At 66.6% G+C, this 20,109-nt stretch carries 20 protein-coding genes; 6 read left to right on the top strand and 14 right to left on the bottom strand.

Annotated features, from left to right (window positions below; genetic code table 11):
• Positions 1-13: 13 nt before the first annotated feature.
• From PXJ20_RS17070 to mltG, 5 genes are all read right to left on the bottom strand, one after another.
• Positions 14-805, bottom strand: a complete 792-nt coding sequence (locus tag PXJ20_RS17070; RefSeq protein WP_277598008.1) for a TatD family hydrolase — start codon at positions 803-805, stop codon at positions 14-16.
• A 191-nt stretch (positions 806-996) separates the two neighbouring features.
• Complete coding sequence (locus PXJ20_RS17065; RefSeq protein ID WP_413211854.1) at positions 997-1,503, bottom strand: GNAT family N-acetyltransferase; 507 nt, start codon at positions 1,501-1,503, stop codon at positions 997-999.
• Between the two features lie 118 nt (positions 1,504-1,621).
• Positions 1,622-2,662 carry a DNA polymerase III subunit delta' gene (locus PXJ20_RS17060; protein WP_421029283.1) on the bottom strand — a complete coding sequence of 347 codons (1,041 nt, stop codon included), beginning with the start codon at positions 2,660-2,662 and terminating at the stop codon, positions 1,622-1,624.
• Positions 2,663-2,729: 67 nt separating this feature from the next.
• Complete coding sequence (gene tmk / locus PXJ20_RS17055) at positions 2,730-3,350, bottom strand: dTMP kinase (RefSeq protein WP_421029284.1); 621 nt, start codon at positions 3,348-3,350, stop codon at positions 2,730-2,732.
• Complete coding sequence (gene mltG, locus PXJ20_RS17050) at positions 3,351-4,367, bottom strand: endolytic transglycosylase MltG (RefSeq protein WP_421029285.1); 1,017 nt, start codon at positions 4,365-4,367, stop codon at positions 3,351-3,353.
• Positions 4,368-4,445: 78 nt separating this feature from the next.
• Here mltG and PXJ20_RS17045 point away from each other — a divergent pair, with 78 nt between their 5' ends.
• Together PXJ20_RS17045 and PXJ20_RS17040 are read left to right on the top strand one after the other, a co-directional pair.
• The gene (locus tag PXJ20_RS17045) at positions 4,446-5,513 is read left to right on the top strand and encodes a YgfZ/GcvT domain-containing protein (RefSeq protein ID WP_413211857.1); all 1,068 of its coding nucleotides are present in this window, start codon (positions 4,446-4,448) and stop codon (positions 5,511-5,513) included.
• A 45-nt stretch (positions 5,514-5,558) separates the two neighbouring features.
• Positions 5,559-6,377, top strand: coding sequence for an NRDE family protein (locus PXJ20_RS17040; protein WP_421029286.1), 819 nt, complete (start codon positions 5,559-5,561; stop codon positions 6,375-6,377).
• Between the two features lie 149 nt (positions 6,378-6,526).
• On the opposite strand, the gene PXJ20_RS17035 is transcribed toward PXJ20_RS17040, so the two are convergent.
• The 5 genes from PXJ20_RS17035 to PXJ20_RS17015 all read right to left on the bottom strand — a co-directional run bounded on the left by PXJ20_RS17035 (position 6,527) and on the right by PXJ20_RS17015 (position 10,313).
• On the bottom strand, positions 6,527-7,450 hold the full coding sequence (locus PXJ20_RS17035; RefSeq protein ID WP_051061962.1) for an alpha/beta hydrolase: 924 nt from the start codon (positions 7,448-7,450) through the stop codon (positions 6,527-6,529).
• A 35-nt stretch (positions 7,451-7,485) separates the two neighbouring features.
• Complete coding sequence (locus PXJ20_RS17030; RefSeq protein ID WP_413211859.1) at positions 7,486-8,364, bottom strand: SDR family oxidoreductase; 879 nt, start codon at positions 8,362-8,364, stop codon at positions 7,486-7,488.
• Positions 8,365-8,387: 23 nt separating this feature from the next.
• Positions 8,388-9,392, bottom strand: coding sequence for an NADP-dependent oxidoreductase (locus PXJ20_RS17025; protein WP_421029287.1), 1,005 nt, complete (start codon positions 9,390-9,392; stop codon positions 8,388-8,390).
• A gap of 115 nt (positions 9,393-9,507) precedes the next feature.
• Positions 9,508-10,002: a PaaI family thioesterase gene (locus tag PXJ20_RS17020; protein ID WP_421029288.1), complete on the bottom strand. Its 495-nt coding sequence runs from the start codon at positions 10,000-10,002 to the stop codon at positions 9,508-9,510.
• Between the two features lie 8 nt (positions 10,003-10,010).
• Positions 10,011-10,313, bottom strand: a complete 303-nt coding sequence (locus PXJ20_RS17015; protein WP_026121261.1) for a Dabb family protein — start codon at positions 10,311-10,313, stop codon at positions 10,011-10,013.
• Positions 10,314-10,700: 387 nt separating this feature from the next.
• On the opposite strand from PXJ20_RS17015, the gene PXJ20_RS17010 reads away from it, so the two are divergent.
• Positions 10,701-10,940, top strand: coding sequence for a hypothetical protein (locus PXJ20_RS17010; protein ID WP_421029289.1), 240 nt, complete (start codon positions 10,701-10,703; stop codon positions 10,938-10,940).
• A gap of 190 nt (positions 10,941-11,130) precedes the next feature.
• Here PXJ20_RS17010 and PXJ20_RS17005 read toward each other — a convergent pair whose 3' ends face one another.
• The 4 genes from PXJ20_RS17005 to PXJ20_RS16990 form a co-directional block, all read right to left on the bottom strand.
• Positions 11,131-12,309 carry an acetyl-CoA C-acyltransferase gene (locus PXJ20_RS17005; RefSeq protein ID WP_421029290.1) on the bottom strand — a complete coding sequence of 393 codons (1,179 nt, stop codon included), beginning with the start codon at positions 12,307-12,309 and terminating at the stop codon, positions 11,131-11,133.
• Between the two features lie 78 nt (positions 12,310-12,387).
• The gene (pncA, locus tag PXJ20_RS17000) at positions 12,388-13,014 is read right to left on the bottom strand and encodes a bifunctional nicotinamidase/pyrazinamidase (protein WP_421029291.1); all 627 of its coding nucleotides are present in this window, start codon (positions 13,012-13,014) and stop codon (positions 12,388-12,390) included.
• A gap of 43 nt (positions 13,015-13,057) precedes the next feature.
• Positions 13,058-15,139 (bottom strand): 3-hydroxyacyl-CoA dehydrogenase NAD-binding domain-containing protein, encoded by a 2,082-nt coding sequence (locus PXJ20_RS16995; protein ID WP_421029292.1) that lies wholly within the window; start codon positions 15,137-15,139, stop codon positions 13,058-13,060.
• A 124-nt stretch (positions 15,140-15,263) separates the two neighbouring features.
• The gene (locus PXJ20_RS16990; protein WP_421029293.1) at positions 15,264-16,937 is read right to left on the bottom strand and encodes a 3-(methylthio)propionyl-CoA ligase; all 1,674 of its coding nucleotides are present in this window, start codon (positions 16,935-16,937) and stop codon (positions 15,264-15,266) included.
• A 256-nt stretch (positions 16,938-17,193) separates the two neighbouring features.
• Between PXJ20_RS16990 and PXJ20_RS16985 the strand changes: the two genes are divergently transcribed.
• The 3 genes from PXJ20_RS16985 to PXJ20_RS16975 all read left to right on the top strand — a co-directional run bounded on the left by PXJ20_RS16985 (position 17,194) and on the right by PXJ20_RS16975 (position 20,109).
• Positions 17,194-18,840, top strand: a complete 1,647-nt coding sequence (locus PXJ20_RS16985) for a protein adenylyltransferase SelO (protein ID WP_421029294.1) — start codon at positions 17,194-17,196, stop codon at positions 18,838-18,840.
• Between the two features lie 101 nt (positions 18,841-18,941).
• Entirely contained in the window at positions 18,942-19,361 is a 420-nt protein-coding gene (gene msrB, locus PXJ20_RS16980) for a peptide-methionine (R)-S-oxide reductase MsrB (RefSeq protein ID WP_413211868.1), read from the top strand.
• A 214-nt stretch (positions 19,362-19,575) separates the two neighbouring features.
• The gene (locus tag PXJ20_RS16975; protein ID WP_126877313.1) at positions 19,576-20,109 is read left to right on the top strand and encodes a septation protein A; all 534 of its coding nucleotides are present in this window, start codon (positions 19,576-19,578) and stop codon (positions 20,107-20,109) included.

The following is a 20,109-nucleotide window of genomic DNA, read 5'->3' as shown; positions in this document are numbered from 1 at the left end:
TACCGCCGTGCCTTCAGACATCCTGTGGAGCAGGAATGCGGAACAGGCGGAAGAAGTTGCGCGTGGTGGCCTGGGCCACCACGGCGTCGGTGACGTCGCGTTGCTGGGCAATGAACCTTCCGACATAACTCACGTACGCAGGTTCATTGGGCTTGCCGCGGTACGGCACCGGCGCGAGATACGGCGAATCGGTTTCGATCAGGAGGCGTTCGAGCGGCACGCGCCGCGCCACGTCCTGAACGTCGGTGGCGCTCTTGAACGTGACGATGCCCGAGAGCGAAATGTAGAAGTTCTGCGCCAGCGCGCGTTCGGCCACGGGCCAGGGCTCGGTGAAGCAGTGCATCACGCCGCCGGGCCCGCTGGCGCGCTCCTCTTCCATGATGCGCAGCGTGTCGTCCGACGACGCCCGCGTATGGACAATGAGCGGCTTGCCCGTGGCGTGCGCCGCGCGAATGTGGGTGCGAAAACGCTCGCGCTGCCATTCCATGTCCGCGATGGTGCGCTCGCCGAGGCGGTAGTAATCGAGCCCGGTCTCGCCGATCGCCACTACCTTCGGGTGCTGCGCCAGTTCGACGAGTTCGGCCACGGTCGGCTCCTTCGCCTCCTCGTGATCGGGATGCACGCCCACGGACGCGTAGACGTTCTCGTAGGTGCCCGCGATGTCGAGCACCGAGGGCAGCGTTTCCAGATCGACGGAAACACACAACGCGTGGCTCACGTCATGCGCGCGCATGTTTTCGAGCACCTGCGGCAGGCGGTCGCCGAGTCCTTCGAAGTTGATGTGGCAATGCGAGTCGACAAACATGGGGAAATCCTGCGCGGGTCGGTTGTGGTGGGTTATGAATGACGGTTGCGGGTTTGACCGGCAAGTGTGCCGGACGTGCGGCGGACGTGCGGATAGCTTGTGTCCAGGTTTGCGTCCGGTAACCGGCAACGCGCGAGGCGCCAGCCTCAGCGACCGTTACGCGGCATCAGCGCGACGGGATCGACCGGCTATCACCCCTCGGCATCGACCCGCTTGCCGAGAATCACGAGATCGCGCTCCACGCCGTCGAGCACCGCGACGCGCGGCAGCGTGCCCCAGGTCTCGAAGCCGTAGCCGCGAAAGAGCCGCAGGCTCGGCTCATTGTGGCCGAAGATGAAGCCCAGCACAGAGTGAATGCCGAGCCCGGGCGCTGCCTGAAGGGCTGCGGCGAGCAATTGCCGGCCGAGGCCTTTGCCGCGCACGGCCTCGTCCAGATAGATGCTGACCTCCGACGTATACCGGTAAGCCGGGCGGCCATAGAAGTCCGAGAAGCTGAGCCACGCGACCACGCGGCCGGCCTCCTCCACGACCCACAGCGGTCGCGTGGCGGGCCCGTGCGCATGGAACCACGGCACCCGGCTGTCTACGCTGACCGGCTCCAGATCCGCCGTGACCTGGCGGGAAGCGACCGTGGAGTTGTAGATGGCGACAATGGCGGGCAGATCGTCGAGCGTGGCATCGCGATACGAAAGGGTCATGGCAAGTATCCGGCTAGGCTTACAGAGGATTTCGGGAAGGCAAGGCGCCTGCAACGGCAACGGGGCAAAGCGACGGTGGCGCAATGACGCCGCAATGTCGACTTGACCGCGCCCGCCGTCAGCCGAACAGCTCCCGATAACCCAGAAACAGTTCCTCGAATACCAGACGCGCGTTGAGCGGGTGGTTCTCCACCCTGCGCTGGCGCGTCACGGTTCTCTGGAAACGCGCGAACGCGTCGGTGTTCATCTCGCCGGCGCAACGCGCGAGCGCCGATGACGCCTGCGGAAAGTAACGCGGCCGGCCCGCCGTGCGCTGCGCCAGAAGATCGTAGAGCCAGCGCTGGAGCCAGCCGATCACGAGCGGCACGGGCAGTTTCTGCAGCGTCTCGCCGCAGGCGAACGCGTCGCAGCGTGCCCCGGCGGCGAGCTGGGCCAGCGTCCAGTCGCGCAGCGTACGGTTTTCGTCGTGCGCAAGCGCGCGCGCGGCGAGCGGCGCACCGCCTGCTTCGGCGAGCAGCGCTTCGGCGTCATCGGCGCCTTGCGCCTTGAGCCAGGCGGTGGCGTCTTGCGCCGAGGGCGTGCCCATCGGCCACTGGCGGCAGCGGCTCACGATGGTGGGCAGCAACCGGTCGATACGCGCCGACACCACCAGGAACACGACGCCCGCCGGCGGCTCCTCGAGCGTCTTGAGCAGCGCGTTGGCCGCCGCGACGTTGAGTGCCTCGGCTGGATAGAGCACGACCACGCGCATGCCGCCCCGGTGCGAGCCGATGCCGCTGAAGTCCAGTAGCGCACGGACCTGCTCGATCTTGATTTCCTTGCTCAGCGTGCGGGTCTTCTTGCCGCTGCCGTCGTCGGCGTCGTCCTTTTCGGGCTTGCCTTCGTCTGCGGCGATGGCGCCCAGTTCAGCGGCGAGCGCTTCGGGCACCACGATCCGGTAGTCCGGGTGATTGCCCTGTTCAAACCAGTTGCAGGCGGCACAGGCGCCGCACGGCTCACCGTTGGCCTGAGGCGCCTCGCAGAGCAGCCCCTTGGCGAGATGCCGGGCAAAGTCGAGCTTGCCGATGCCGGCCTGCCCATGCAGCAGCAGCGCATGCGGCCAGTGCGCACGGAGTTGCTGAAGGCGATTCCAGTCGTCGGCCTGCCACGGATAGATCATCTTTTCTATTTTTGAATCAATCGATTACGAGAAATTGTTCGTGCGATGCATGAGGATATTGCCGGTCTCACAGCGCCGTCACGATCTCATCCAGCTGCCGGCGAATCTCTTCGATGCTCTGCGTCGAGTCGACAATCGCAAAACGATACGGCGCCTCTTCGGCGCGACGCAGATACTCGGCCCGCGTGCGCGTGAAAAAGGCGTCGGACTCGCTTTCGAAACGGTCCGGTTCGCGCGCCGCGCCGCGCCGGGCGCTGGCGGTTTCCGGCGGCACATCGAAAAGCACCGTGAGGTCCGGCTGGAAGCCGCCCTGCACCCAGCGCTCCAGCGCTTCGAGCTTGTCGCGCGGCAGTCCGCGGCCGCCGCCCTGGTAGGCGAAGGTGGCGTCGGTGAAGCGGTCCGAGAGCACCCAGTCGCCGCGCGCGAGCGCCGGCTCGATCACCTGGGCGAGGTGCTCGCGGCGCGCGGCGAACATCAGCAGCGCCTCCGTTTCGAGGTCCATGGATTCGTGCAGCAGGATATTGCGCAGCGCTTCGCCAAGCGGCGTACCGCCCGGCTCGCGTGTCATCACCACGGCGTGCCCGGTGGGGCCGACCTGCTGCTCGAGGCGCTCGCGCAGCCACGCGAGATGGGTGGTCTTGCCCGCGCCGTCTATGCCCTCGAGCGTAATGAATTTGCCGCGCGCCATTTATTGCCCTCGGATGTACTTGTCGACGGCCTTGTTGTGATCGCCGAGCGTGTCAGAAAAGATGCTGGTGCCGTCGCCGCGCGACACGAAATAGAGCGCCGCGCTGGGTGCCGGATTCACGGCCGCCTGCAGCGACGCGACCGACGGCAGCGAAATGGGCGTCGGCGGCAGCCCCATCCGCGTGTAGGTATTGTAGGGAGTGTCCGTCTGCAGGTCGCGCCGATGGATTCGCCCCGTATAGCTCGCGCCCATTCCGTAGATCACGGTGGGGTCGGTCTGCAGCGGCATGCCCGCGCGCAGCCGGTTCGCGAAGACGGCGGCCACGAGCGGCCGGTCCGCGGGCTTGCCGGTCTCCTTCTCGATGATCGATGCCATGGTCAGCGCCTCGTACGGCGTGCGGAACGGCAAGCCCGGCGCGCGGCCGGCCCACGCTTCGGCGAGGCGCTGCTGCATCAGGCGGTAGGCGCGGCGGTACACGTCCAGATCGCTCGTGCCCTTGTCGAACAGGTACGTATCCGGAAAGAACAGCCCTTCGGCGTTGCCGAGGGGCGGTGTATCGGCGGCGCCGATGGCTTTCAGCAGTTCGGCGTCGCTCATGCCGGCCGTCTGGTGCGTGAGCGCGGTATTGGCGTCGATCTCCGCGCGCATGTGCCTGAACGTCCACCCTTCGATGATGGTCGCCGCGAACTCGTTCACGTCGCCGCGCGCGAGCTTTTGCAGCACCTGCCACGGCGTGACGCCCGCCTTGAACTCGTAATTGCCCGCCTTGACCTGGCTCTGCAGGCCCACCACGCGCGTCATGGCGACGAACAGCTCCGGCTGCACCGGTACGCCGCCGCGCACGAGCTGCGCGGTCACGCTGCGCAAGGTGCTGTGCGGAGCGATGGAGACGTCGAGTTGGGAAGCGGCAAGCTTGACGGGGCTCGTCGCCCAATACCAGACACCGCCCGCCAGAGCGGCAACCGCCAGGACGACGAGCGCCGTGCCGGCGGCGAGACATTTCTTCAGCAGGGACATGCGAAACAGGGCTCAGATGGACCCCATATAATACTTGCTTGCCCTCGCTCAAGTCAGGATTGACTCAATCCCGTTTCCATGAACTCACCGCTCGCTCCCGCTCCGGCCACGGCGGCCGTCACCACCGCCGCTGCTCCCCTTGAACGCCCCGCTGCCGGCGACTTCGACGCCGTGCTGGAACGCGGCGCCTGGATGCGTCTCACGCAGTTCGGCGCCATCGACGCCACGGGCGACGACGCCGCCAACTTCCTGCACAGCCAGCTCACCAACGACATCCAGCACCTCGACGCCGCAAACGCGCGCCTTGCGGGCTACTGCTCGCCGAAGGGCCGGCTGCTCGCGTCGTTCCTCACCTGGCGCACGGGCGAGACGATCCGGCTGCTGGTGTCGAAGGACGTGCAGCCGGCGGTGCAAAAGCGCCTCTCGATGTTCATCCTGCGCGCCAAGGCCAGGCTCGCGGACGCAAGCGATGCGGTCGCCGTGGTGGGCCTCGCCGGCGACGTGCGCGGTGCGCTTTCGCGCGTGTTCGACGCGCTGTCCGACGGCGTGCACGTGAAGGTGGACGGCGCGGCGGGGTCGCTCATCCGCGTGCCGGACGCCGCGGGGCGCCTGCGTTATCTGTGGGTCGGGCCGAAGGCCGAGGTCGAAGCGCGGCTTGGGACGCTCTCCGAACTCGCGCAGGTGTCGCCTGCCGTGTGGGACTGGCTCGACATCCGCGCGGGTGAAGCGCGCATCACGCAGCCCGTCGTCGAGCAGTTCGTGCCGCAGATGGTCAATTACGACGTGCTGGGCGGCGTCAATTTCCGCAAAGGCTGCTACCCCGGCCAGGAAGTGGTGGCGCGCAGCCAGTATCGCGGCACGATCAAGCGGCGCACGGCGCTCGCGCGAATCGGCGCCGAGGCCGACGCGGCTGCCGGGGCTGCAGCCGGCGCTCTTCATGCCGGCGCCGAATTGTTCCATTCGGACGATCCCGGCCAACCGTGCGGGATGGTGGTCAACGCCGCGGCGGCGCCCGCCGGCGTGTACGACGTGCTCGCGGAAATCAAGCTCGCCGCGCTCGAATCCGGCTCCGTGCACCTGGGCGCCGCAGACGGCCCGGCGCTCGCGTTCGAGCCGCTGCCCTATTCGCTGCCGGTCGAGGCTTGACGCGGTGACGGCCGGCAGTCTTCACGGCGTGGCCGGTGCGACGCCATGTGCCTGATCGTGTTCGACTGGCGCCCCGACGCCACCGAGGGCGCGCTCTTCACGCTCGCTGCCAACCGCGACGAATTCTTCCGGCGCACCGCCGAGCCGATGCACTGGTGGTCGGAGGCGCCCACGCTGCTGGCCGGGCGCGATCTCGTGGGCGGCGGCACGTGGCTCGGCATGACGCGCGACGGCCGCTTCGCCGCGCTCACGAACTACCGCGCGCCGCGTGAAATGCGCGCCGACGCGCCGACACGCGGCACACTCGTCTCGGCGTGGTTGACGCAACCCCGCACAACGCCGCTCGACTACTTGCGGCGCGTGGCGCGCGACGGCGAGATCTACAACGGCTTCAACCTGATCGTGGGCGACTGGACGCGGCGCGAACTGGGCTGGTACTGCAACCGGTCGAGCGCCCCGCCCGCCTTGCTCGAAGCCGGCACGCACGGCATTTCGAACGCCGTGCTCGACACGCCGTGGCCCAAGCTCGTGCGAAAGCGCAGCGAGCTGGCCGCGCGCCTCGCGGCAGACCCTCATGCGCCGCTCGCGAGCCTCGTCGAGATGATGCGCGACCCGCAGCTTGCGCGCGACGACGAACTGCCGGCCACCGGCATCACGCTCGAACGCGAGCGCGCGCTTTCGGCGGCGTTCATCGACACGCCCGACTACGGCACGCGCGGCACGACGGCCTTACGCGTGGCCGTACACGGTGAAGCGATCAGCGTGGAAGCGACCGAGCGCAGCGACGACAACGGTTCTCACCGCATCGCCCGGCCCGGCCACTATGAACGCGAGTACGCGTTCGACGTGACGCGCGCGTTGTAGCGGGACGTAGCGCGCGTTGCGACGCGTTGTGGCGCGTGGTAGTCGCAGCGCACACAGAGCGCGGTCACGGCAAGAGGCAGGCCACGCGGTGAAATACCGCGCCGCCCGCTCGCGCCACTCAAACCGCCCCAAAACCGTCTCAGACCACCTCAAACCGCCCCAAACGCCGCGCGCAGCGCCGCTGCCGCATCGGCATGCGCGTGTGCGACCTCGGGCACGAAGCCGCCCATCTTGAAGAACTCGTGGATCATGTCCGGATAGCAGGCCAACGTGACGACGTTACCCGCAGCCCGGAGCTTGGCGGCGTAAGCGTTGCCTTCGTCGCTGAGTGGGTCGTACCCGGCAATCGCGATCCACGCCGGCGCGAGACGATCGAACGACGGCGCATCACGCTCGCCGTCGAGCGGCGCGAAGCGCCAGTCGTTGCGATCGTCGGGCTCGCGCACGTACTGGGCAAAGAACCATTGAATGGTGTCGCCCGAGAGCAGATAGCCTTCGGAGAGCCGCGCGTGCGACTCCGTCTGCTGGTGCGCCGAGGCGCCCGGATAGATCAGCAGTTGCAGCGCGAGCGGGATGCCCGCGTCGCGCGCGAGCACGGCGCAGACCGTGGCGAGCGTGCCGCCGGCGCTGTCGCCGCCCACCGCGATGCGCGCCGCGTCGATGCCGTAGACGGCTGCGTTCGCATGAAGCCACGCGAGCGCATCGAATGCGTCGTTCACCGCAGTGGGGAAGCGATGCTCGGGCGCAAGCCGGTAGTCCACGGAGAGCACCGCGCAATGCGCGTCGTGCGCGAACATGCGGCACAGCGCATCGTGCGTATCCACGCTGCCCACCGTGAACCCGCCGCCGTGGTAGTAGACGAGCGCGGGCAGCGGCTCCGCCCATTGCGGCTCGACGGGAAAGTAGAGCCGCGCGCGAATGGCGGCGCCGTCGCGCACGGGCACCTCGATGTCCTCCACGGAGAACATCGGGGCGCTCGCAATCTCGAGAATGGGCGCGCTGCGCTCGTAAGAGGCGCGTGCCTCGGCCGGCGTCAGTTCGTGATACGGCGGCCGCTTTGCGCGCGCCACCATATCGAGAACCAGCGCGATCTTGGGGTTCAGTGGCGTCACGCCGAGTACCCCGTCTCAGGCTTCAACGACATCGGATCGGTAGGGTTGCGCATCAATTCGATGTCCTCGTGGCGCAGATGCACGGAGGGCAGAATCGCGGGATGCGTGAGGATGTAGAAGCGCCGTTCGCGGACGGCGTCGAAGGTGAGCTCGGCCACGTCGGCGGCCGAGAGCTTGCCCGATTTCACCGCGCGCTGAAGCTGCACTTGCGCAACGGCCTGGGAGCGCGTGGGCGCCTCTGTGTTGCGCAGCGCCTCGGGCCGCGCGCGATGCGATTCGGCGATGCCGGTGGGCACGAACGCCGGGCACAGCAGCGAGCAGCCCACCTCGCCGCCCACGATGTTCAGATCGTGATAGAGCGTTTCGGTCAACGCCACCACCGCATGCTTCGACACGTTGTAGACGCCCATGGCGGGCGGCGCCAGCAGCCCGGCTACCGACGCCGTGTTCACGATGTGTGCCGGCTCCTTCTGCCGCAGCATGATGGGCGCGAACACGCGCACGCCGTGCGCCACGCCCATCACGTTGACACCGAGCACCCACGTCCAGTCGTTTTCGGTGTTCTCCCACAGGAAGCCGCCCGTACCGACGCCCGCATTGTTGAAAAGCAGATGCACCTTGCCGAAGGTATCGAGCGCCGTTTGCGCGAGCGCCTCGACCTGCGCGGATTGCGACACGTCGGTCGCCACGCCCACGGCTTCGGCGCCGTCGTCGCGCAGCGCGGTCACACACGCGGCGAGCGCGTCGCCGTCGACATCGGCGAGCACGAGCTTCATGCCGAGCGCGGCTGCCTTCTGCGCGAAAGCCCGGCCGAATCCGCTCGCGGCGCCGGTGATGACGGCGACCTTGCCGTCGAACTCGAAAGGAACGGTCATATCGAAGATAGGCTCCGCACAGTTCAGATGAGCTTTACTAGCTGCTTGCCGAAGTTCTGGCCTTTGAGCAGACCGATGAACGCCTCGGGCGCGCGTTCGAGCCCTTGGGCAATGCTCTCGCGGTAATGCAGCTTCTTCTGCGCGACGAGCGCGCCGAGTTCGCGCAGCGCCTCCGGCCAGCAATCGAGATGTTCGGTCACGATGAAACCCTGTACGAGCAGCCGCTGCGTGAGCATCAGTTCGGGATGGGCGAGCGGCGTGGGCGCGCCGTCGTAGCGGGCGATCATGCCGCACAGCGCGATGCGTCCGGACGGATTCATGCGCGCAAGCGTGGCGTCGAGCACCGCGCCGCCCACGTTCTCGAAGTAGCCGTCCACGCCCTGCGGCGTCGCGGCCTTGAGGTCGGCGTAGAGATTGCCGGCCTTGTAGTCGACGCAGGCATCGAAGCCGAGCGTCTCCACCACGTAGCGGCATTTTTCCGCGCCGCCCGCGATGCCCACCGCGCGGCATCCGGCGAGCTTCGCCAGCTGCCCGACCACGCTGCCCACCGCGCCGCTCGCCGCGCTCACCACCACGGTCTGGCCCGGCTTCGGTCCGATGATGCGGTTGAGGCCATACCAGCCGGTCACGCCCGGCATGCCGACGGCGCCTAGATAAGCCGACAGCGGCACGTGGGTGTCGTCCACCTTGTGCAGCCCCTCGCCGTTGGAGGTGCCGTACTCCTGCCAGCCGAACATGCCGACCACCTTGTCGCCCACAGCGAAGTCGCGATGCGTGGACTCCACCACTTCGCCCACCGTGCCGCCCAGCATCACTTCGTTGAGCGGTTGAGGCGGCGCATACGACTTCGCATCGTTCATGCGGCCGCGCATGTACGGATCGAGCGACAGGTAGTGATTACGCACGCGCACCTGACCCGCTTCGAGCGGCAGCAACGGCGTTTCGACGAGCCGGAAATTGTCCGGCGTGGCGGGCCCCGGCATGGGCGGCCGCGAGACCAGCAGGATCTGACGATTGGTCGGTGACATGACAGGCACCTCTTCTTCGAGTGGGTTGAGCCAGCGGGACAGGTGGTGGGACAGAAGCGAGACAGAAAAACGGCGCACCACGATTCATGCGCGGCGCGCGCGGCGAATGAAATGCTCAGCCGTCGCTCGGCCCGGGACGCGCTGTCGGATCGGTGCGCAGCCGCTGCTGCGTGATCTCGCGGCCCACGGCGAGGCGGCGCATGTACTTGAAGGTGCCGAGCGCCTTGGCGACGAAGTGGCCTGCCGTGTCGCGAATCTCGCCTTCGCAGTAGGCCATGGTGGTGGAGCGATGCAGCACGCGCGCCGACGCACGCAATTCGCCGCGGCCCGGCTGCATGAAGTTCACTTTCATTTCGACGGTGACTACACCCACGCCGTCCGGCGCGAGGCTGCGCGCCGCCATGGCGAGCGCGACGTCGGCGAGCGTCATGGTGACGCCGCCATGCGCGACGTCCCACGTGTTCAGATGCATCGGCGCAAGCGGCAGCACGACTTCGCTCGCGCCGTCGGCGGCACGGACGACCTGCACGCCGAGATGATCGACGAATGGGCTTTCGACCATGGGCGGCGTTTGTGGGCTTGCTCCCGCCGGAGGCTGTGCGTCGCTCATCGCGAGGCTCACACTTCGTAGTCCACGCACTGGCGCGCTTCGCGCACCCCGGAGATGAACTTCTTCACTTCCTCGTGCACGGGATGGATCTGATAGGCGTCGAGCGCGGCCTTGTCGGCGAAATCGGAGACCAGCACCACGTCGTAGGTCGATTCGAGACCGGGCGCCGCAAGCCCCACTTCCAGATGCTCGATGCCCGGCACGATGCCGCGGCACGCTTCGAGCTTCGCCTTGAGGGTCTGCGCGTTCTGTTCACGCGTGGCGCCTTCGGCGGTTTCCTTGAGCTTCCACATCACGATATGACGGATCAACTTGTTCACCTGTAGTCGGGTTGGTCTGAAACGGCGCGGGCTCGCCCGCCGTGGCGCGCGGTGCCACGCCGTGCGGGTGGCAAGCCGCCATGATACCTGCTCGCCTGAGCGGCCTGGATGGCCGCGAACCGCGCCGCGCGGAGGCATCGTGCCTTCTCCGTCATCCGGTTGGCCGCTTCAGTCGCGACTCCTCGCGCACGCCATGCGTCGGCTTCATGCCGGGTTTCCGTTTAACAATTCTTCGCACTTTCCAGCGCGTCGCGGTGCTAATGTTCCCTCCGGCGGCGCGACGGTAACGGCCGCCGCAGAGACTCGCTATCCGCCTGCTACCCGAGTGGCCAGCGAGTCGATTCGTACGATTGATGTTCCACTTTGACGGTGATTGCCATGGGAATTCTGAATACGGTAGGTGAGATCGCGGGTGCGATCGCAGCAGTGGAGGCAACGGAGAAGGTCGATCCGGACGCATCGCTTCTCACCAAGGGGCTCGCCGCAGTCGCCGGCTTCGAAGGCGCCAGCGCACTCGAAAAGCGTCTGGAGAAAAAAGACGACGAGCAGGCAGACGATGCAGCCGCCCAGCCCGCCGCGGATGCATCCGCGGATCAGAACGCCGATCCGCAAGCCTGATGGGCTGATGGTCCTATGGTCCTATGGTCCTATGGTCCGACAGGCAGCAAGGTTCGCGGGCGCGCCGCCGTTTATCCGGCCGCGCCCGCAGCTTCATGGCGCAACTTCGGGGGGCAACTTCGTGGCGCAGCCCTCGATAAACGCCAACGTCACTTCTTACTGCCCCGCCGCTCCCGCCCTCCTACTCGCCTCACACCACCTCGAACAATCCCGCCGCGCCCTGCCCGCCGCCGATGCACATCGTGACCACCACGAACTTCGCGCCGCGGCGTTTGCCTTCTATCAGCGCATGCCCCGTGAGCCGCGAGCCCGACACGCCGTACGGGTGGCCCACCGCAATCGCGCCGCCGTTGACGTTGAGCCGTTCGTTCGGAATCCCGAGCTTGTCGCGGCAATAGAGCACCTGCACGGCGAACGCTTCGTTGAGTTCCCACAAGTCGATGTCCTCGACCTTGAACCCCGCCTGCTTGAGCAGTTTCGGCACGGCGAAGACCGGGCCGATGCCCATTTCGTCCGGCTCGCAGCCCGCCACCGCGAAGCCGCGGAAAATACCGAGTGGCTCGAGCCCCTCCCGCTCCGCCACCTTGGCGTTCATCACCACGCAGGCCGAGGCGCCATCCGAGAACTGGCTCGCGTTGCCCGCCGTGACGACGCCGCCCGGCAGCGCCGTGCGGATCTTCGTCACGCCTTCGAGCGTGGTGTCCGCACGAATGCCTTCGTCGGCGGCAATCGTCACCTCCTGCGTGAAGAGACGGCCGCTCGCCTTGTCCGCGACGCCGGTGAGCACGGTCAGGGGCACGATCTCCGCATCGAACAACCCCGCCTCGCGCGCCGCGGCCGCGCGCAGCTGCGATTGCACGCCGTATTCGTCCTGGCGCTCCTTCGAAATCGAATAGCGTTTCGCGACGTTCTCCGCCGTCTGCAGCATCGTCCAGTAGATTTCGGGCTTGTGTTCGAGCAACCAGCCTTCGGCCATCATGTGGCGGTTCATCTCGTTCTGCACACACGAGATTGACTCCACGCCACCCGCCACGTAGACGTCGCCCTCGCCCGCCATCACCCGCTGCGCGGCAAGTGCGATGGTTTGCAGGCCCGACGAGCAGAAACGGTTCACCGTCATGCCGGGCACGCTGACGGGCAGCCCCGCGCGCAGGCCGATCTGGCGCGCGATGTTGCCGCCCGTCGCGCCTTCGGGATTCGCGCAGCCCATGATGACGTCTTCGATGCGCGCAGGGTCGAGCTTCGCGCGCTCGACGGCGGCCTTCGTCACGTGGCCGCCCAGCGTCGCGCCGTGCGTCATGTTGAATGCGCCCCGCCACGATTTGGCGAGACCCGTGCGGGCCGTCGATACGATTACTGCGTCAGTCATGCCTGTCTCCTGCCATTCATGTTGCTGTTGATGTGTGGGTGTAGCCGCGCTTTTGGGGCGCTTTTAGCGGCTCTGCCTTCAGCGCAGCACCTCGGCGCTCTGCACGCGGCTCACGCCCGCGGCCTGCAACTGCTGCCAGGCGGCGGCGAGCGAATCGTTGAGGTCGATGGCGCGCGAGGCGTCTTCGATCACGGCTACTTCGAACCCGGCCGCGCGCGCATCGAGCGCGGACCACGCGACGCAGTAGTCCGTGGCGAGTCCGCAGCACCACACGCGCGTGACGCCCGTCTCGCGCAGATAGCCTGCAAGACCCGTGGGCGTCTTGCGGTCGGCTTCGAGAAACGCCGAGTAGCTGTCCACGTTCGCGTGGTGCCCTTTGCGGATCACGCCGCGCGCATGCGGCACGTCGAGCTCGCTATGGAACTGCGCACCGGACGTGGCCTGCACGCAGTGCACGGGCCACAGCACCTGGTCGCCGTACGGCAGCGCGATGGTTTCGAACGGCGCACGGCCCGCATGGTTCGCCGCAAACGAAACGTGCGAGGCCGGGTGCCAGTCCTGTGTGAGCATCACGTGACTGAAGCCGCGCGCAAGCCGGTTCACGAGCGGCACGATCTCGTCGCCGTGCGGCACGGCGAGCGCGCCGCCGGGCATGAAATCGTTCTGCACGTCCACGACGAGCAGGACTTCGTGTACGCCTTTCATCTCGTCACTCCGCTGGTGTTCGCTGCGGCTAAAGGTCAATGAGTCAATTAAAACCACGCCCCTGCGCCGCCAGTTCGACGATGCGCGGCGCGATCTGCCAGGCGTCGCCGTTGGGTTGCGCGGCGTAGCGGCGAATGGCCCGCTCCACGTTGTAAAGGCCCACCGTGTCGGCGTACAGCATCGGGCCGCCGCGCCACAGCGGAAAACCGTAGCCGGTCAGATAGACCATGTCGATGTCCGATGCCTTCGATGCGATGCCCTCTTCCAGAATCTTCGCGCCCTCGTTGACGAGCGCGAACACGAGCCGCTCCACGATCTCGTCGTCGGCGATCTTGCGGCGCGCCACGCCGATTTCCTTCGAGTACGCGACGATCATCTCGTCCACCACGACGGACGGTTGCGCCGTACGGTCGCCCGGTTGGTAGTCGTACCAGCCGCCACCCGTTTTCTGGCCGAAGCGGCCGGCTTCGCAAAGGCGGTCGGCGATCTTCGAGTAGTGCATTTCAGGCTGTTCGCGATAGCGGCGCTTGCGGATGGCCCAGCCGATGTCGTTGCCGGCGAGATCGCTCATGCGGAACGGGCCCATGGCGAAGCCGAATTTTTCGATGGCCCGATCGATCTGCGCAGGCAGCGCCCCTTCTTCCAGCATGAAGAGCGCCTGGCGCAGGTACTGCTCGATCATGCGGTTGCCAATGAAGCCGTCGCACACGCCGGAGACCACTGCGGTCTTCCGGATGGTCTTCGCGACCTGCATCACGGTGGCAAGCACGTCCCTGGCGGTCTCGCGGCCGCGCACCACTTCGAGCAGCTTCATCACGTTGGCGGGGCTGAAGAAATGCATGCCCACCACGTCCTGCGGCCGCTTCGTGAACGACGCGATGCGGTTCAGGTCCAGCGTCGAGGTATTCGAGGCGAGAATCGCGCCCGGCTTCGCCACTTCGTCAAGCTGACGGAACACCTGCTCTTTCACGCCCAACTCTTCGAATACGGCTTCGATGACGAGATCCGCGTCCTTCAGGTCGTCCCACGCGAGCGTCGCGCGAATCAGCGCCATGCGTTTTTCGAGCGAATCGGCGTTGAGCTTGCCCTTCTTCACGCTCGCTTCGTAGTTCTTGCGGATCGTGGCGAGGCCACGGTCAAGCGCTTCCTGCTTCGTTTCGAGCAGCGTAACCGGCAACCCGGCGTTGGCGAAGTTCATCGCGATGCCGCCGCCCATCGTGCCCGCGCCGATCACCGCGACCTTTTCGATCTTGCGCACCGGCGTGCCGGCGGGTACGTCGGCAATCTTGCTTGCTGCCCGTTCGCCGAAGAACGCGTGGCGCAGCGCGCGGCTTTCCGGCGTTTGCACGAGCGCCATGAAGCATTCACGCTCGATGACGAGGCCCTTGTCGAAGCCGTTCTTCACGCCAGCCTCGACTGCGTCGATGCACTTGTGCGGCGCCGGATAGTGCTTTGCCACAGCGGCCACGCTGTTGCGCGCGAACTGGATGAAGCCCGCGGCGTTCGCATGCTCGATCTCGCGCTTGCGCAACAGCGGATGCGTGCCGCCCTTGTGCGCCACCTTGCGCGCAAACGCGAGCGCCGCGTCGAGCAGGTCGCCTTGCGCGATTTCATCGAAGAGCCCCGTGCCGGCGAGTTTTTCCGACATCACCGGCGTGCCGGACACGATCATGTTGAGCGCGGTTTCGAGGCCCACCGCACGCGGCAGACGCTGCGTGCCGCCCGCGCCAGGCAGCAGGCCCAGCTTGACCTCCGGCAGCGCGATCTGCGCGCCGGGGGCCGCGATGCGGTAATGCGCACCCAGCGCAAGCTCCAGTCCGCCGCCCATCGCGACGCTGTGAATGGCGGCTACGACCGGCTTGGCGCTCGCTTCGACCGCCTTGATGACGGTGCCGAGCATCGGCTCCTGAGTGGCCTTGGGCGTGTTGAATTCGGTGATGTCGGCGCCGCCCGAAAAGGCCTTGCCGGCGCCCGTGAGCACGATCGCGACGATGTCCGGGTCGGCATTCGCGCGGTCGAGCCCTGCCACGATGCCGGCCCGCGTGGCGTGGCCCAATCCGTTGACGGGCGGGTTATTGAGGGTAAGGACGGCGACGCCGTCCCGGGTCGTGTAGTCGACTGCCATGTGTCTGTCTCCATGCTTGCCGGTGCGCGTTGGGCGCTGTCGGCTGCATTGTCCGACAAACCCGGGTCAGCTGGAGCATACACAAAAAAGAACGGTCGTTCAATTTAACTGCGCGAGTGGTGGCTCAGTCTCCACCCAGGCCACCGCATTCCCCAGCCAGCGCAGTCGGCAGCACGTGGTGACGGAACATGTCGCGCAGCTTGAGCTTCTGCAGCTTGCCCGTTGCGGTGTGCGGCAGTTCGTCGACGAACACCACGTCGTCCGGAATCCACCACTTCGCGACCTTGCCTTCGTAGAAGGCGAGCAGGTCTTCGCGCGTCACCGTCTTGCCCGCACGCTTCACGACCACGAGCAGCGGCCGCTCCGTCCAGCGCGGATGCGCGCAGGCGATGCACGCGGCCTCGGCCACGGCGGGATGCGCCACGGCAATGTTCTCGATGTCGATGGAGCTGATCCACTCGCCGCCCGACTTGATGACGTCCTTGCTGCGGTCGGTGATGTTGAGAAAGCCGTCGGCGTCGATCGTGGCGACGTCGCCGGTCGGGAACCAGCCGTTCACGAGCGGCGATTCGTCGTGGCGGAAGTAGCGGTCGATCACCCATGGCCCGCGCACGTGCAGGTCGCCGAACGCCACGCCGTCCCAGGGCAGCTCCGCGCCGTCCGGTCCGACGATTTTCATGTCCACGCCGAACATCGTTCGGCCCTGCTTTTGCAGCAGCGCGTGCTGCGCCTCGCGCGGCCGCTGGGACTGCTCCCAGTTGAGGCTCGCCAGCGTGCCGAGCGGCGACATCTCCGTCATGCCCCAGGCGTGGATCACGCGCACGCCGTAGTCGTCCTCGAAGGCGCGCAGCATCGCAGGCGGACAGGCCGAGCCGCCGATCACCGTTCGTTCGAGCGAGTGAAACCGCGTGCCGTGTTGCCGCACGTGGTTGAGCAGGCCCATCCAGACGGTCGGCACGCCCGCTGAAAACGTGACGCGTTCGGCCTCCATGAGCTCGAACAGCGACTTGCCGTCGAGGTCCTTGCCCGGTAGCACAAGCTTGGCGCCCGAAAGCGGCGCGGCATGCGGAATGCCCCATGCGTTCACATGGAACATCGGCACGACGGGCAGCACGGAATCGCGCGACGACAGCCCCATGGCGTCGGGCAGCGACGCCCCGAACGCATGCAGCACAGACGACCGGTGCGAATACAGCGCCCCCTTCGGATGCCCCGTGGTGCCTGACGTGTAGCAGAGGTTCGATGCGCTCTGTTCGTCGAGCACGGGCCAGTCGAACGCGCCGTCTTCGGCTGCGAGCAGCGTTTCGTAGCAGAGCACGGGCGCCGCGATGGACGCGCAGGCAGCAAGGTGCGCCTCGTCGGTCAGCGCGACCCAGGCGCGCACGTTCGGGCACTGCGGCGCGAGTTGCGCAACGAGCGGCGCGAAGGTGGTGTCGAACAGCACGTAGCGGTCGTCGGCATCGTTGACGATGAACGCGATCTGCTCGGGAAAAAGGCGTGGATTGATGGTGTGACACACCGCGCCGAAACCGGTCACCCCGAAGTAGGCCTCGAGATGCCGGTAGCCGTTCCAGGCCAGCGTGCCGATGCGCTCGCCCGCTGTGATGCCGAGCCTCATGAGCGCCTGGGCAAGCTGCTTCGAGCGCCGTTCGCAATCGCGATAGGTGTAGCGGTGAATGTCGCCTTCGATGCGGCGCGACACAATCTCGGTGGTGCCGTGATAGCGTGCGGCGTGCGCGATCAACGACGACACGTTGAGCGGCACGTCCATCATCTGTCCCAGGAGCGGCGTTGTCATTGGCACGGGTCTCCTCACCTCGTTCTGTGCTCGTTTTGTCTTTACCGTGTCTGTCACGGCGCTGCGATGGCAGGCCGCTCGACATTGCGCGAGGCGCCGCGGCGGACAGAACCGCGGTAGCCGCGGCGGCAGTGTGAAGCCCTCGCCACTGAAGCCTCGCTACGGCCCAGCCGTGAGGCCTTGACCGGGCCGGCCAGGCCGCCTGCAGGCCCGCGGACGCGGACTTACAATATCGGTTAATCCAGAGGCGCTCAACATGTCGTTTTCACCAGGCACTTCACAAGCCGCCGGCCGTAGCGACGCGGCTGCGACCGCCCATTCCGATGATTCTTCCGCCACGGCGGGCACTGTCGAACGGGGCGCATCCACGTCCGAGCTCTCGCGCGTCACGTCGTCCATCACGACGTCGCGCGAAGGCGCGTTCGCGGGGCTCGGGCCGACCTTCATGACGCGATTGCCCGCCGCGCCGCTGCCGGAGCCTTACGTCGTGGGCTTTTCGGCAGAGACGGCGCGGCTGCTCGGATTCGATCCTGCTGTCGTAAAAGACCCCGGCTTCGCCGCCTGGTTCAGCGGCAACACCACCCGCGACTGGTCCGATCATGCGATGCCTTACGCGTCCGTGTATTCGGGACACCAGTTCGGCGTGTGGGCCGGGCAACTGGGCGACGGACGCGCGATCGGGCTCGGCGAAGTCGAGCACGCCGGCCGGCGCTATGAGCTGCAACTGAAAGGCAGCGGCCGCACGCCTTATTCGCGCATGGGCGACGGACGCGCCGTGCTGCGCTCGTCGATTCGCGAGTTCCTGTGCTCCGAGGCCATGGACCACCTGGGCATTCCGACCACGCGCGCGCTTTGCGTAACGGGCTCGGACCAGCCGGTGCGACGCGAGGAGATCGAAACGGCGGCAGTGGTCACGCGCGTGTCGCCCAGCTTTGTGCGCTTCGGCCACTTCGAACACTTCTACGCGAACGACCGCGTCGACGCGTTGCGCACACTCGCCGATCACGTCATCGACCGCTTCTATCCGCACTGCCGCGAAGCCGACGACCCATACCTCGCGCTGCTTGCCGAGGCAGTGCAGTCCACGGCCGGACTCGTCGCGCAGTGGCAAGCGGTGGGTTTTTGCCACGGCGTGATGAACACCGACAACATGTCGATTCTCGGCCTCACCATCGACTATGGTCCGTTCGGTTTCATGGACGGCTTCGACGCCGGTCACATCTGCAATCACTCGGACTCGCAGGGCCGCTACGCGTACCGCATGCAGCCGCAGATCGCTTACTGGAACCTGTTCTGCCTCGCGCAGGCGCTGCTGCCCGTCATCGGTGAGCGCCATGAAGAAGCGAAGCGCGGCGAGCGTGCCGTGGAAGACGCGCAGCGCGTGCTGGAAGGCTTCAAGGAACGCTTCGCGCCGTCACTCGAACAGCGGCTGCGCGACAAGCTCGGTCTCGAGACCGCGCGCGACGGCGACGACGCACTCGCCAACCGGTTGCTCGAAATCATGCACGCCAACCGCGCCGACTTCACGCTGACGTTCCGCCATCTCGCCCGTGTATCCAAGCACAGAAAAGACGACGTGAGCGCCGACGCGCCGGTGCGCGACCTGTTCCTCGACCGCGCCGCCTTCGACGCCTGGGCCGCCGACTATCGCACGCGGCTCGCAGCGGAAGCGCGCGACGACGCGTCGCGTGCCGCGGCCATGAATCGCGTGAATCCGAAGTTCGTGTTGCGCAATCACCTTGCGGAAACGGCGATTCGCCGCGCGAAGGAAAAAGACTTCAGCGAGGTGGAACGCCTCGCCGCCGTGCTGCAACACCCATTCGACGAACAGCCCGAATACGAGCGCTATGCGGCGCTGCCGCCCGACTGGGCCGGCTCGCTCGAAGTGAGCTGCTCGTCGTGATCGCACGATTCGCGATGCCACCGTTCTTCGCCCTTTAGCGGGAAAGACCCATGGGAAAGACCCACGGGAGAGACCCACAGAAACAACCCACAGGACACACCATGACCGAGGACGATCACAACTCCGACGCCTACCCCGGACACCAGGACGACGCTGACTGGCGCTCGAAGCTTTCCGAAACCGAGTACCAGGTGACGCGCCACGCCGCGACCGAGCGCCCGTTCACGGGCCGCTACTGGGACCACTGGGACCGCGGCGTCTACGACTGCGTCTGTTGCGGCACGCCGCTGTTCGAATCGGACACGAAGTTCGACGCGGGTTGCGGCTGGCCGAGCTATTTCCGCCCGATCAACGGCGAGGTCATCGAAGAACGCACCGACCGCTCGCACGGCATGCTTCGCATCGAAGTGCGCTGCAAGCATTGCGGCGCCCATCTGGGCCACGTCTTCGAAGACGGTCCCGTACCCTCCGGCCTGCGGTACTGCATCAATTCGGCTGCGCTACAATTCGAGCCGAAATAGCGGCGGGTTTTGCTGGTGGCGCCGGGTTTTGCCAGTCTTGGCTGATCATCGCCGGTACGCCCCCGATTCCGGCAACGACTGAGCGTATTGCCCGGCCCCGCGATTCCACGCCGCCTCGCGCCGGGCGGCAACGCGGCACGACGCAAGATGTTTCGCGCGCCGTACCCGCCCCGGCTGCGCCCGCACCTCCCATTCTCCGGAACCTCAACCCACGATGAAATTCCTGTTCGATCTGTTCCCCATCATCCTGTTCTTCATCGCGTTCAAGGTGTGGGGCATCTTCCCGGCCACGGCCGTCGCGATTGCCGCGACGCTCGTGCAGATCGCATGGGTCGCGTTCCGGCATCGCAAGGTCGACACGATGCTGTGGATCAGTCTCGGCGTCGTCACCGTGTTCGGCGGCGCAACGCTCGTGTTTCACAACGACACGTTCATCAAGTGGAAACCCACGGTGCTGTACTGGGCGTTTTCCGTCGTGCTCGTGTTCTCGCAGTTCGCATTCGGCAAAAATCTGATCGAAGCGATGATGGGCAAGCAGATCACGCTGCCGCACCGCGTGTGGGGCCAGCTCAACATCGTGTGGGCCGTGTTCTTCGTGCTGCTCGGCTTCGTCAACCTGTTCGTTGCCTATAACTTCACGACCGACACCTGGGTCAACTTCAAGCTCTTCGGCGCAACCGGCCTGCTGGTGGTGTTCATCGTCGGGCAGAGCCTGTGGCTCGCGAAGTACATGAAGGAAGAGGAGTAA

The organism is Paraburkholderia sp. A1RI_3L, assembly GCF_048957895.1.
In the GTDB taxonomy this organism is placed as follows: domain Bacteria; phylum Pseudomonadota; class Gammaproteobacteria; order Burkholderiales; family Burkholderiaceae; genus Paraburkholderia; species Paraburkholderia kururiensis.
This window is presented reverse-complemented; position numbering and strand designations above follow the sequence as displayed.